The sequence below is a fragment of the Saccharopolyspora sp. NPDC050642 genome, assembly GCF_040654735.1.
Classification (GTDB): Bacteria; Actinomycetota; Actinomycetes; order Mycobacteriales; family Pseudonocardiaceae; genus Saccharopolyspora; species Saccharopolyspora elongata.
In genome coordinates this window covers 83,902-96,009 of record NZ_JBFAIN010000005.1, presented here as the reverse complement: position 1 = coordinate 96,009, position 12,108 = coordinate 83,902, and the positions used below count along the sequence as shown (strand labels likewise).

The following is a 12,108-nucleotide window of genomic DNA, read 5'->3' as shown; positions in this document are numbered from 1 at the left end:
GATGTCGTGAGCAACGCCGACAGCCCGGCCGTCCGGTTGCGGGGGCTGAAGAAGCGCTTCGGCGACACCGTCGCCGTTGCCGGACTCGACCTGTGCTTGCCGCGCGGCAGCGTCCTGGCGCTGCTCGGCCCCAACGGCGCGGGCAAGACCACCACCGTCGAGATCTGCGAGGGCTTCCAGCGCCCGGACGAAGGCGAAGTGCGCGTGCTCGGGCTCGACCCGCACACCCAGTCCGAGGCGCTGCGGCCGCGGATCGGCGTGATGCCGCAGGGCGGCGGCGCCTACCCGGGCGTGCGCGCCGACGAGATGCTGCACCTGGTCGCCGCCTGCGCCGCCGACCCGCTGGACCCGGCGTGGCTGCTGGACGTGCTCGGCCTCGAAGCCGCCCGCCGCACGCCCTACAAGCGGCTCTCCGGCGGCCAGCAGCAGCGCCTGTCGCTGGCGTGCGCCCTGGTCGGCCGCCCCGAGCTGGTGTTCCTCGACGAACCCACCGCCGGCCTGGACCCGCAGGCGCGGCGGCTGGTCTGGGACCTGGTCGGCGCGCTGCGCAGGGACGGCGTCAGCGTGCTGCTGACGACCCACCTGATGGACGAGGCGGAGGCGCTGGCCGACCGGGTGCTGATCGTCGACCACGGTCGCGCGGTCGCCGAGGGCACCGCGAAGGAACTCACCGAGCCCGCGGACGGCAGGCAGGAACTGCGCTTCCGCTCGCAGACCGGGCTCGACCTGAAGCTGCTGCTGGCGGCGCTGCCGGAGGGCTGCGAGGCCACCGAGCTGCGCCCCGGCGACTACGTGGTGCGCGGCGTCGTCGACCCGCAGGTGGTGTCGACGGTGACCGCGTGGTGCGCGCAGCACGGCGTGCTCGCGCAGGAACTCCGGGTCAGCCGCCGCAGCCTGGAGGACGTGTTCCTCGAACTGACCGGACGGGAGCTGCGATCGTGAACGCCGAGACCAACGCGCCGGCCCAGCTCGGCGCCCAGTTCCCGGCGGGCACGTTCGCGCCGAAGCCGGGCCGGGGCCGCGCGGGCCGGATGCTGGCCGCGCAGACCAAGATCGAGGCGCTGCTGATCATCCGGCACGGCGAGCAGGCCCTGCTGACGCTGATCATCCCGCTGGCGCTGCTGATCGGGCTGAGCACGCTGCACATCGGCGCGCTGCCGGAGCCGCGGGTGAACTCGGTGATGCCGCGGATCCTGGCGCTGGCGGTGATGTCCACGGCGTTCACCGGCCAGGCCATCGCGCTCGGCTTCGACCGCCGCTACGGCGTGCTCAAGCGGCTGTCCGCGACGGCGCTGCCGCGGTGGACGCTGGTGTCCGGGCGCGTCCTGGCGACCCTGCTGGTCGTCGCGCTGCAGGCGGTCGTGCTCAGCGTCGCCGCAGTGCTGCTGGGCTGGTCGCCGGCGCTTTACGGGCTGCTGCCCGCGATCCCGCTGCTGGTGCTGGGCACGCTGGCCTTCGGCGCGGCCGGGGTGCTGGTCGGCGGTGCGCTGCGGGCCGAGATCGTGCTGGCGCTGGCCAACGCGATCTGGTTCGTGCTGCTGCTCGCCGGCGGCCTGGCGCTGCCCGCGAGCGACCTGCCGGGCCCGGTCGCCGCGGTCGCCGGATACCTGCCCTCCGGCGCCCTCGCGGAAGCGCTCGACGCGGCCCTGGTCAACGGCGCCCTGCCCGGCGTCCAGCCGGTCGCGGTCCTCGCGGCGTGGGGCGTGGTGTGCGGCGCCCTGGCGATCCGCACCACCCGCCTGACCTGACCTGTTCCCGCGAGCAAGTGACCGTGTGCACTTTGCGTTGCTGTAGAGGCTGTTTTGAATGTCGTGGTGCGAGGTGCGGTAACGCGGGTCTTGTCGAGAAGGCGCCTGAGGTTCCGCTATCCGCACCGCTACGCGCGATGAGTCTGGAAACAGTCTCTGTGGCAGCACAAAGCGCACACGGGCCTGAGCCCGGTGAAGCCGCGCGAGGGCAGACAAATACTGGAACGGCGTTCTACGATGCGCGCATGACGGAGATCGCGCGGCGAGCGAAGCAGTCCCTGGAACTCATCCACGCCATGATTTACTTCGCCCCCGAGGCCGCCGACGGCTTCGCCGGGCTCGGCCTCGAACGCGGCCTGATGTCCTACTACGCCGGCCGGTCCGCCGCGATGGGCCCCGTCGGCCCCGGCGTCGTCGCGGCGACGTTCTACAACTTCAACCCCGAATCCATCGCCCCCGTGATCCCCCGGGCCTGGTCGATCGCCACACCGGAAGCCGTCCTCACCGCCCGACTCAAGGCCGCCGACGCGGCGCTGCGCCGGCTGCTCGGCGACGACACCGTCGCCTCCGACGCCGTCGCCGAAACCGCCGAACTGGCCCGCGAGGCCGCGCAGGCCTGCACCCCGGACGGCAAACCGCTGTACGCCGCGCACGCCGACCTCGACTGGCCCGACCAGCCGCACCTCAAGCTCTGGCACGCGATCACGCTGCTGCGCGAATTCCGCGGCGACGCGCACATCGCCGCGCTGCAGCAGGGCGACCTGAGCGGCATCCAGGCGCTCGCGCTGCACAGCACCGTGCCGGGCGGCTTCAGCGGGGACGCGGCCAAGAAGCTCCGCGCCTGGTCCGACGAGCAGTGGGACCGCGCCTTCCAGCAGCTGCGCGAGCGCGGTCTGGTCAACGCCGACCGCGAGATCACCGAGGCCGGTCACGCGCTGCGCGAGAAGATCGAGGCCGCGACCGACGCGATGTCGATGGCCCCCTGGTCCGCGCTCGGCGAAGCCAGGACGACCGAGCTGATCGGCAGCGGCGGACGGCTCAGCAAGGCGCTGGCGGAGGCGGGCGCGATGCCGCAGGGACTCCGCCGCACGCGCTGAAAATCATCGGCTCCGCGTTGTCAAGCCCCTGCGGGCGGGCGGGCCCCGGCGGCGTCATACCATCGAGGTCGTGCCAACGGCCTCTCTGACTTCCCGGATCTCCCGCCCGTCGCCGCGCGTCGTGCGCGCGCTGGCCATCGCCGTGCTGGTGACGCAGGCGCTGATCTCGGTGACCGGCGTGATCGTCCGGGTGACCGGCTCCGGGCTCGGCTGCCCCACCTGGCCGCAGTGCTTCCCGGGCAGCATGGTGCCCGTCGAGCACCCCGAGGTCGCGACCCTGCACCAGGTGATCGAGTTCGGCAACCGGCTGCTGACCGGCGTGATCGGGTTCATCGCGCTGGCCTGCCTGCTGGCCGCGTGGCGCTGCCTGCCCTACCGGAAGCGGCTGGTCGGGCTCGCGCTGATCATGCCGCTGGGCGTGGTCGCGCAGGCGGTCATCGGCGGCATCACGGTGCGCGTCAACCTGGCCTGGTGGAGCGTGTCGATCCACTTCATGGCCTCGGCGGTGCTCATCTGGCTGGCCACGATCCTGGTCAAGGCGACCACCGAGGGCGACCGCCCGCCGGTCGGCGTGGTCCCGCCGCCGATGCGCAAGCTGCTGGCCGCCCTCGTCGTGGTCACCGCGGCGGTGCTGGTCCTCGGCACCCTGGTCACCGCCGCCGGCCCGCACGCCGGCGACCCGGACACCCCGCGGCTCGACATCCCGGTGCCGACCCTGGTCCAGGCCCACGGTCTGCTGGTGATGGCGTACGTGCTGCTGCTCGCGATCTTCGGCGTGTGGCTGCGCAGCGCCCGCCCGACCAAGGCCCTGCTGAAGACCTACGGCACCGCGTGCGTGCTCGTCCTGGTGCAGGGCGGGATCGGCTCCGTGCAGTACTACCTCGGCGTGCCCGAGGCGATGGTCGTGCTGCACATGCTGGCGGCGACGCTGGTGATCATCGTGACCGCCATGCTCTGGTGCGAGGCCCGCTACCGCGGTCCGCTGCCGCAGCCGGCGACCGAGGCCACCGCCAAGGAATCCGTCACCGCCTGACCGCGGTCTCCTGCGTGCCCGCCGTCGAGCGGGACCGGCGCAGCACCCACCAGATCGCCACCAGGCACAGGGCGTTGAGTCCGAACAGGACGATCGGAACCGATGTGGCGGAGGCGCGTTCGATGCCGATGCCGAGCAAGGGCGGGAACGCGACGCCGCCCAGCATCGAAGCCGCGATCACGTACGCCCCGGCACGGCGCGCATCGGGCACCAGCCGGTACAGCCACGGCAGGCCGGTCGGGAAGACCGGCGCGATGAACAGGCCGAGACCGGCGTAGGCGAACGGGGCGAGCGGCGGGACGACCGCCAGCGCGAGGCAGACCGCCATGCCCACGCAACTCCCGGTGAGAATGGCCTGCTCCGACCAGCGGAGCGTCAGCGGCGCCACGAGGAACCGGCCGACCGTCATCATGAGCCAGTACACGGCGGTGGCGGTCGTCGCCGCGCCGACGGTGTAGCCGACGGACGTCAGGTGCGTCGGCTCCCACCCGCCGGCCCCGGACTCGACGCCCATGTTGAGCACGTACAGAACGATGAACGCGACGGTTATGGCGATGCCGCGGCTGCGCAGGTGCGCGCCCCGGTCCACGGCCTCGGCCGGGCCGCTCCCGCCCCGCTGCTCGCGCACGCCGCGGACCAGCACCACGACCGCCGCCGACGCGAGCGCGAAGACGAAGAAGACGCGGGTATAGCCGTCCGGACCCAGCTGCGCCAGCACCGCCGGGGCGAGGATCGACCCGACCCCGAAGAACGCGTTGAGCAGGTTCAGCATGGCCGGGCTGCGCGCGCCGAACCCGATCGCGAACAGGTAGTTGAGCCCGTAGTCGATCGCGCCGTACCCGAGCCCGGCGACGAACGCGCCCAGGAGCGCGACCGGCCACTGCGGCGCCGCCGCGAACACGGCGGCGCCCACCGCCATCGCCACGTAGGACCAGCCGAGGAGGACTCGGTTGCCGACCCGGCCGCAGGCCAGGTGGAACGCCATCACGCCGAGCAGGCCGCCGACGAAGTGGGCGCTCAGCGCCAGTCCGGCCACGGCCGGCGAAACTCCGTGCGCGGCGCGCACCGCCGGGATCGCGGGGCCGTAAAGCGCCTGGAGCGCACCGATCAGGACGAAACCCGCGAACGCCCCGACGATTCCCACGCCGCTGAACAATCGCGGCGCGGCGTCCTTCGCATTGCGCAACGCTGCCTCCCGTGACCGTTCACGTGAACGTTCACGAGGATGCCGCGACGACATGCCGGCGTCAAGGCCGCGCGCTTCTCCGGCGCACGCCGGTGTGGTGAGATGGACCGATGGCGGCCCCGGTTCGCAGACCCACGATCAAGGACGTCGCGCGCGCCGCCCGGGTGTCGTACCAGACCGTTTCCCGCGCGATCAACGACAAGCCGGACATCGACCCGGAGACCAAGCGCCGGGTACTCGCGGCCGCCGAGCGGCTCGGATACCGGCCGAGCAGGCACGCGCGGGCCCTGGTCAAGCCGCGCCCGAGCACCATCGGCCTGGTCATCCCGGACCTGACCAACCCCTTCTTCCCCGAGGTCATGGCCGGGCTGATCGACTCGGCCGCGACCCGCGGCTGGCAGGTGAACGTCGTCAGCAGCGCGGGACCGGCCGACGAGGCCGACCTGCTCAGGTCGTTCGCCGCCGAGGTGGACGCCCTGGTCGGCTACTTCAACCACCTCGACCGGACGCCCGCCGAGCTGGACGTGGACATCCCCGTCGTGCTGCTCGACGCCGAGGACGAGGCGCCGCGCCGCGGTGCCGTCACCGTGGACGTCGACGCGGGCGTGCGGGCCGGCGTGCGGCACCTGCTGGACTGCGGGCACCGCGCCCTCGGCATGATCGACTGCTCCACCAGCTGCGACCGCCACCAGCGGCGGCGGTCCTTCGTGCAAGCCCTCGGGGAGAACGGGATCGAACTCCCCGCCGACGCGATCGAGCAGGCCGAGCAGTCCATCCCGGACGCCGAGCGGGCGACGCACCGGCTGCTGGACCGCCGACCCGGTTCGACCGCGATCTTCGCGTTCAACGACCTGACCGCGGTGGGGGTCGTGCGCGCCCTGCACGCGCGCGGGCTTCGCGTTCCGCAGGACTGCGCGGTGCTGGGTTTCGACGGCCTGGCGCTGGGCGAGTTGATCACGCCGCCCCTGACCACGCTGCACATCGACAAGCGACGCCTGGGAAGCCTCGCGGTCGACGAGGTGGAACGCCTGCTCGCGCGGCAGGACGAAACGGCGAGCGTCGAGCTGGTCCCCGAACTCGTCATCCGGGAATCGGCCTAGCAGCGCGGGAATCAGAAACGCACCTCGCGCTCCCCGCCGGACGACACCGGCAGAACTCGTTCACCGCGCGAGAAGTCCGTCGGTCAGCCGAGGATGCCGCGGTCGTAGGCCGCGGCTACCGCGGCGGCCCGGTCGTTGACCTCCAGCTTGCCGTAGAGGTGGGTGAGGTGGGTCTTGACCGTCGCCTCGCTGACGAACAGGTCCGCCGCGATCTCGCGATTCGACCTCCCCTTGGCCACCAGCCCCAGGACCTCGCGCTCGCGCGCGCTCAACGGCTGCTCGCCCGGCGACCGCACCCGGGACACCAGCCGCGAGGCCACGGCCGGCGAGAGCACCGTCCGGCCCGCGGCCGCCGCCCGGACCGCGGCGAACAGCTCGTCGCGCATCGCATCCTTGAGCAGGTAGCCGGTGGCGCCGGCCTCGATCGCCGCGAGGGTGTCGGAATCCGTGTCGTAAGTGGTCAGCACGAGCACCTTGCAGCGCTGACCGCGCCGGACCAGCTCGGCGATCGCCGCCACCCCGCCGCCACCGGGCATCCGCAGATCCATCAGGACCACGTCGGGATCCAGCTCCGCGGCCAGCGCGACTGCCGACGGCCCGTCCGATGCCTCGCCGAGGACCTCGATGTCGGCCACCGAATCGAACATCCCGCGCAACCCGTCGCGCACGACCGGATGGTCGTCGACGATCAGCAGCGTGATGGCGCGGTCAGGCATGGCGCACCAAAGGTACGCGCGCCGAAACCGCCGTCCCGCACCCGGGCTCGGACTCGATCTCGAAGGTCCCCGCCACCCGCTCCGCGCGGGCGCGCATCCCGCCCAGCCCGAAGCCGCCCGCGCGCTCCCGGGCGTCGACGCGGTGCGGATCGAAGCCGCGGCCGTCGTCGCGCACGTCGACGCTCACCTCGTCGTCCATGTACGACAGGGTCACGCCGACCCGGGTCGCGCGGGCGTGCCGCCCCGCGTTGGCCAGCGCCTCCTGGGCGATGCGCAGCAAGGTCGCCTCGATCTCCTCGTGCAGGGCCTCGACGTCGCCGGTCACGGTGAACTCGGCCCGCACACCGGCGGTGGCCGACCATTCCTCGACCGTCTTGTGCAGCGCCACGGGCAGCGCGTCGTGCTCCAACGCGCTGGGCCCGAGATCCTGCACCGACCGACGAGCTTCGCCGAGACCGTGGCGCGCCAGGACCGCGGCCCGCTCGACGTGGCCGCGAGCCACCGCCGGGTCCTCGCTGTCCGCGGCCGCCTGCAGCTGCGTGACGATCCCGGCCAGGCTCTGCGCGATGGTGTCGTGGATCTCGGCCGCCAGCCGCCGGCGCTCGTCGCTGACACCCGCTTCCCTCGCCTGCACCAGGAGCTGCGCGTGCAGACCCGCGTTCTCCTCGTGCGCCTGCCGCAACTGGGCGTTGGCCCGCTGAAGCTCGTCGATCGTGAGCGCCCTGGCCCTGACGTTGTCGTCCCGCTGCACCTCCAGCCGCACGAACAAGAGCACCAACCCGGCGTTGATCGCGAACAACGCGACGAATGCGAACCAGTTCATCGGGCTCTGCGGCGGCAGCCCGCCGGACTGCGAACCGGCCATCGTGACCGCGGTGGCCACGAACCCGGCGTTCGCCGTGCGTGGCGACAGCAGCTGCCTGGCGTCGAAGTAGCCTTGCAGCGCGTAGAGCGCGAAGAACGGGTTGAGCCAGGTGAGCACGAACGCGAGCGCCCACCGCACGGCGAAGTAGACCTGCCCGTGCACCCCGTGCTCGGGCACGCCCGGCCGGATGCGCTCCCAGCACAGCTGCCAGACGAGCGACACCAGGACCAGTGCGGCCGCGACCTCCATCTCCGCGCTCGTCATCACCGCATCCGCCGCGAACGCCGAAACCAGCGTGGCGACGCCCAGCAGCGCGTAAGGACCCCAGCGGACGGCCCAATCCTCCCGCTGCTCGACCGTCGTCATGCCCCGCTTCACCGTCCCGGCTGTTCCCAGCGGAACCAGCGCACGGCGGCACCGACGAGAACCCTGATCCACACCACCAGGACCACCAGGTGCAGCCAGTTCGGCCAGCTGCCCCCGGCCGCCTCGCCGAGCGCCAGCGACGCCGCCCCCAGCGGCGTGAACGAGACGATCCGTTGCAGGAGTTCCGGCATGACCGGAACCGGAATCCACACCCCAGCGGTGAACATCATCGAGAAGAACGCTACCGAACCGAGCGCCGCCGCGGCCTTCGAACTCCGCGCCACGGCGGACAACGCCGCGCCCAGCGCGAGCGCGCTGAGCATGGCGAGGAACAAGATCAACGCGTAGGCGGCGAACCGGTCGGGCAGCGCGACGCCGAAGGCGACGCGGCCGACGGTGATCGCCAGCACCGCCGAGCAAAGCACGCCAGCACCGTGCAGGCCGATCTGCGCGGCCAGCAGCGCGTTCGGCCGCACCGGCGTGGTCGACATGCGACGGAGGATGCCGCGCTCCCGGTAGCCGGAGAGCACCGGCGGCATGGCCTGGACACCGGCCATGATCATGGCCGTCAGCACCACCACCGGGACGTAGAGGTCGATGACGCGCCGGCCGCCGAGGTCGGGATCGGCCTCCCGGAACGCCGGGATCAGGCCGAGGATCGTCAGCAGCACGGTGGGCGACAGCACGATCCAGAACAGGTTCCCCGGCTCGCGGGCGAACAACCGGGCCTCGGCCTTGAGCACCGCGACGGATGCCGATGCCGCCATGTCAGGCCTCCCTCCCGGTCAGGTCGAGGAAGGCCTCGTCCAGCGTCGTGTCGGTGACGCGCAGCTCGCGGGCGGTGACGCCCTGCCGGGCCAGCAGCGTGAGCACCGCGTTGACCGTCTCGTCGGTGCCGCTGATGACCAGCCGATGGCCCTCGCGCCGCACCGACGCCACGTCCGGCAGCGAAGCCAGCTCGGTCTCGTCGAGCCGCCCCGAGGGCGCGAAGGAGATGACGGTCGACGCGGCGGCCCGGCCGACGAGCCCGGCCGGCGCGTCGAGGGCCACCACCCTGCCGCGGTCGATCACCGCGACCCGGTCGCACAGCCGCTGGGCCTCCTCCATGAAGTGGGTGACCAGCACGACCGTCACGCCGCCCGCGCGCACCTCCTCGATCAGCCGCCAGGTGTCCCGGCGGGCCCTTGGGTCCAGTCCGGTGGTGAGCTCGTCGAGCACCACGATCTCGGGATTGCCGATCAGGGCCAGCGCGATGAACAGCCGCTGCTGCTGGCCGCCGGAGAGCGCGTCGAAGCGGGTCTTCAGCTGCGCGGTGATCCCGAGCCGCTCCGCGAGGCCCCGCCAGTCCGCGGGTCGCGGGTAGAAGGCGGCGTAGAGCTCCAGCGCCTCGCGCGCGGTGATCTTGGGTTGCAGCTGGGATTCCTGCAGCTGCGCGCCCAGGATCCGGGTGAGCCGGTCCCGGTCGGCCGCCGGGTCGAGACCGGCGACCCGCACCTTCCCGGCATCGGGCGTGCGCAGGCCTTCGATGCATTCGACGGTGGTCGTCTTGCCCGCGCCGTTGGGGCCGAGGATCCCGAAGATCTCGCCCGCTTCGACGGTGAAGTCCACGCCGTCCACGACGGGTCTTCCGCCGTAGGACTTGCACAGCCCGTCGACTTCGATGATCGCCATGCCGAGAGTCTCGCGGGACGGCGCTCCGCCGGACATCGCCCGGCTCGCTCGAACCGGCATCAGCCGATCGGCCGATGCCGCCATCCCCCGCGCCCCGGCGGAGCGGTGGTCAGAAGCGCAGCTTGGGCTTGCCCTCGCGCTCCCAGCGGCGCCAGAGCTCCGGCATCTCGCCGGACAGCCACTGGTAGAACTCGTTCACCGTGCGCAGGCGGCGGGCCCGCTCGCCCTGGCCGCTGAACATCCGCAGCCCCTCCGCGGTGAGCGCTTCGAGCGCGGTCACGCGCTCCATGCGCTGGCGCACCAGCGCCGGCCAGCGGTCCTCCTCCACCTGGTACAGCGCCGCTTCGCGGCCCTGCCGCGTGGTCTTGGAGATCACCCCGAGCCGCATCAGCAGCCGGACGTTGGTGCTGATCGAACCCGTGCTCGCGGCCAGCGCGTGGGACAGCTCCGCGGCGGTGCGCTCCGGCGGGTCGCAGACCAGCAGGAACGCCAGGATGCGGCCGGCGATCAGCGGCATGCCCTCGCTGGCCTCGAAGTGCGCGGCCATCTGCTCGATCCACTCCGACATGGCTGGCCGGTCGGTGCGCTGCAAGTAGTCGGACACGACGACTCCAAGTGATCGACTTTAGTCATCGCTGAAAAAATAGACCACAGCGAAGATTTCGGCCAGCATCGACCACCGGTGTGTCGCGGGACGTCAGTGCCGGGCGAACGTCACCGGGCGCGCGGACCCGCCATCTTCCGCCGGTGCGCGGGGCCGATCTTCAGCGCCGCGACCGTCTCGCCGTCCCACTCGTGCGACGACAGCCCGTCGACGGCTTCGACGAGGGCCTCCCCCGCCGCCACGTCGGGCACCATCACGTCGCCGAGCAGCCCGTCCTCGCCGACCAGCACGACCCGGGCACCGGCCCGCCCCAGGTTCTCCACCACCGCGCGCGCGGACCCGCCGTGCGCGGCGACGAACGCCTTGGCCGCGGCGATCGCCTTCGGCGACGGTGCGGTGGTCTGTTCGGTGTCCTTCTCAGCAGCCGTCATGCCCGGAATCCTAAACACGTTTCACCCCTTGGAGGGCTGCCACGTTGCGCACGACACCCGCGCGATCAACGGGCCCGCCGGGGATGATTTCGGCTGCCGGCCGGTTTCCGGGGAAGGATGGTTCGGTCTTCTTCCTCGCCGTGCAAGATGAGTTTGGAAACCTTCCTTCGGGGAAGATCGGGTCGGAGTGCGGAGTTGCACCCGTCGAACGACAACAGGCGAAGGAGCGAGCATGCGTGCGATTCGGGTGGCGGCCAACGGCGGGCCGGAGGTCCTGGAGTACGGCGAAGCCGAGCTGTCCGACCCGCAGTCCGGCCAGCTGCTGGTCGAGGTGGCCGCGGCCGGGGTCAACTTCATCGACACCTACCAGCGCAGCGGGATCTACTCGATGCAGCTGCCGTTCACGCCCGGCTCGGAGGGCGCGGGCAAGGTCGTCGCGGCGGGCCCCGACGTGACCGGCTTCGGCGTCGGCGACCGGGTCGCCTGGGCGATGGCGCCGGGCGCCTACGCCGAGCAGGCGCTGGTGCCCGCCGACAAGGCGGTGCGGGTGCCGGACGGGGTGGACGACCAAACTGCGGCCGCGGCGCTCCTGCAGGGGCTGACCGCGCACTACCTGATCACCTCCACCTACCCGGTGGGCACCGGCGAGACCGCCCTGGTGCACGCCGCGGCCGGCGGGATGGGCCTGCTGCTGACGCAGCTGATCAAGTCGCGCGGCGCCAACGTGATCGGCACCGTGTCCACGGCGGAGAAGGCGGAGCTGGCGCGAGAGGCGGGGGCCGACGAGATCATCCGCTACACCGAGGAGGACGTGGCCGAGGAGGTCGCGGACCTCACCGACGGGCGCGGCGTGGACGTGGTCTACGACGGCGTCGGCAAGACCACCTTCGACGCGAGCCTGGCCAGCCTGCGGCCGCGCGGCATGCTGGCGCTGTTCGGCGCGTCCAGCGGCCCGGTGCCGCCGGTGGACCCGCAGCGGCTGAACGCGGCGGGCTCGGTGTTCCTGACCCGCCCGAGCCTGGCGCACCACATCCTGACCCGCGAGGAGCTGGACTGGCGGGCAGAGGAGCTGTTCGCCTGGATCGCCGCCGGCACCCTGAAGATCCGCATCGGCGGCACCTACCCGCTGCCGGACGCCCGCCGGGCGCACGAAGACCTGGAAGGCCGCCGGACCACCGGAAAACTCCTCCTCCTGCCCTGACCGCCTGTTCCCGGACTCGTTCCGAGTGGCGGTGCGGGTCGCGGGGGTGGGCTGAGCGGCTGCGCCGCTTCAGAGAAGACAAAGAGCTCG

At 72.3% G+C, this 12,108-nt stretch carries 13 protein-coding genes; 6 read left to right on the top strand and 7 right to left on the bottom strand.

Features of this window, described 5'->3' with window-relative positions:
- The first annotated feature begins 6 nt into the window (after positions 1-6).
- From AB0H93_RS10960 to AB0H93_RS10945, 4 genes are all read left to right on the top strand, one after another.
- The gene (locus AB0H93_RS10960) at positions 7-942 is read left to right on the top strand and encodes an ABC transporter ATP-binding protein (RefSeq protein ID WP_358570814.1); all 936 of its coding nucleotides are present in this window, start codon (positions 7-9) and stop codon (positions 940-942) included.
- Between the two features lie 89 nt (positions 943-1,031).
- Positions 1,032-1,748 carry an ABC transporter permease gene (locus AB0H93_RS10955; RefSeq protein ID WP_358571439.1) on the top strand — a complete coding sequence of 239 codons (717 nt, stop codon included), beginning with the start codon at positions 1,032-1,034 and terminating at the stop codon, positions 1,746-1,748.
- Positions 1,749-1,993: 245 nt separating this feature from the next.
- Positions 1,994-2,845, top strand: coding sequence for a hypothetical protein (locus AB0H93_RS10950; protein WP_358570811.1), 852 nt, complete (start codon positions 1,994-1,996; stop codon positions 2,843-2,845).
- A gap of 70 nt (positions 2,846-2,915) precedes the next feature.
- The gene (locus AB0H93_RS10945) at positions 2,916-3,878 is read left to right on the top strand and encodes a COX15/CtaA family protein (protein WP_358570808.1); all 963 of its coding nucleotides are present in this window, start codon (positions 2,916-2,918) and stop codon (positions 3,876-3,878) included.
- Here AB0H93_RS10945 and AB0H93_RS10940 read toward each other — a convergent pair.
- Positions 3,868-5,064 carry an MFS transporter gene (locus tag AB0H93_RS10940; protein ID WP_358570805.1) on the bottom strand — a complete coding sequence of 399 codons (1,197 nt, stop codon included), beginning with the start codon at positions 5,062-5,064 and terminating at the stop codon, positions 3,868-3,870. The genes AB0H93_RS10945 and AB0H93_RS10940 overlap by 11 nt on opposite strands.
- A gap of 110 nt (positions 5,065-5,174) precedes the next feature.
- Between AB0H93_RS10940 and AB0H93_RS10935 the strand changes: the two genes are divergently transcribed.
- Entirely contained in the window at positions 5,175-6,164 is a 990-nt protein-coding gene (locus tag AB0H93_RS10935) for a LacI family DNA-binding transcriptional regulator (protein ID WP_358570802.1), read from the top strand.
- Positions 6,165-6,247: 83 nt separating this feature from the next.
- On the opposite strand, the gene AB0H93_RS10930 is transcribed toward AB0H93_RS10935, so the two are convergent.
- From AB0H93_RS10930 to AB0H93_RS10905, 6 genes are all read right to left on the bottom strand, one after another.
- Entirely contained in the window at positions 6,248-6,880 is a 633-nt protein-coding gene (locus AB0H93_RS10930) for a response regulator transcription factor (protein WP_358570800.1), read from the bottom strand.
- Positions 6,873-8,111: a sensor histidine kinase gene (locus tag AB0H93_RS10925; RefSeq protein WP_358570796.1), complete on the bottom strand. Its 1,239-nt coding sequence runs from the start codon at positions 8,109-8,111 to the stop codon at positions 6,873-6,875. Before AB0H93_RS10925 ends, AB0H93_RS10930 begins: the two co-directional genes overlap by 8 nt.
- Positions 8,112-8,119: 8 nt before the next feature.
- Positions 8,120-8,878 carry an ABC transporter permease gene (locus tag AB0H93_RS10920; RefSeq protein ID WP_358570793.1) on the bottom strand — a complete coding sequence of 253 codons (759 nt, stop codon included), beginning with the start codon at positions 8,876-8,878 and terminating at the stop codon, positions 8,120-8,122.
- 1 nt (position 8,879) lies between these two features.
- Complete coding sequence (locus tag AB0H93_RS10915) at positions 8,880-9,782, bottom strand: ABC transporter ATP-binding protein (protein ID WP_358570791.1); 903 nt, start codon at positions 9,780-9,782, stop codon at positions 8,880-8,882.
- Positions 9,783-9,891: 109 nt separating this feature from the next.
- The gene (locus AB0H93_RS10910; protein ID WP_132491546.1) at positions 9,892-10,386 is read right to left on the bottom strand and encodes a transcriptional regulator; all 495 of its coding nucleotides are present in this window, start codon (positions 10,384-10,386) and stop codon (positions 9,892-9,894) included.
- Between the two features lie 110 nt (positions 10,387-10,496).
- Positions 10,497-10,817 (bottom strand): hypothetical protein, encoded by a 321-nt coding sequence (locus AB0H93_RS10905; RefSeq protein ID WP_358570788.1) that lies wholly within the window; start codon positions 10,815-10,817, stop codon positions 10,497-10,499.
- A gap of 232 nt (positions 10,818-11,049) precedes the next feature.
- On the opposite strand from AB0H93_RS10905, the gene AB0H93_RS10900 reads away from it, so the two are divergent.
- The gene (locus tag AB0H93_RS10900) at positions 11,050-12,018 is read left to right on the top strand and encodes a quinone oxidoreductase (RefSeq protein ID WP_358570785.1); all 969 of its coding nucleotides are present in this window, start codon (positions 11,050-11,052) and stop codon (positions 12,016-12,018) included.
- The last annotated feature ends 90 nt before the right edge of the window (positions 12,019-12,108 follow it).

Bases quoted from the DNA above. Each gene is read 5' to 3' on its own strand.
- AB0H93_RS10955 (WP_358571439.1), top strand. From the start codon at position 1,032: ATGCTGGCCGCGCAGACCAAGATCGAGGCGCTGCTGATCATCCGGCAC.
- AB0H93_RS10950 (WP_358570811.1), top strand. From the start codon at position 1,994: ATGACGGAGATCGCGCGGCGAGCGAAGCAGTCCCTGGAACTCATCCAC.
- AB0H93_RS10935 (WP_358570802.1), top strand. From the start codon at position 5,175: ATGGCGGCCCCGGTTCGCAGACCCACGATCAAGGACGTCGCGCGCGCC.
- AB0H93_RS10930 (WP_358570800.1), bottom strand. From the start codon at position 6,880: ATGCCTGACCGCGCCATCACGCTGCTGATCGTCGACGACCATCCGGTC.
- AB0H93_RS10925 (WP_358570796.1), bottom strand. From the start codon at position 8,111: ATGACGACGGTCGAGCAGCGGGAGGATTGGGCCGTCCGCTGGGGTCCT.
- AB0H93_RS10920 (WP_358570793.1), bottom strand. From the start codon at position 8,878: ATGGCGGCATCGGCATCCGTCGCGGTGCTCAAGGCCGAGGCCCGGTTG.
- AB0H93_RS10915 (WP_358570791.1), bottom strand. From the start codon at position 9,782: ATGGCGATCATCGAAGTCGACGGGCTGTGCAAGTCCTACGGCGGAAGA.
- AB0H93_RS10905 (WP_358570788.1), bottom strand. From the start codon at position 10,817: ATGACGGCTGCTGAGAAGGACACCGAACAGACCACCGCACCGTCGCCG.
- AB0H93_RS10900 (WP_358570785.1), top strand. From the start codon at position 11,050: ATGCGTGCGATTCGGGTGGCGGCCAACGGCGGGCCGGAGGTCCTGGAG.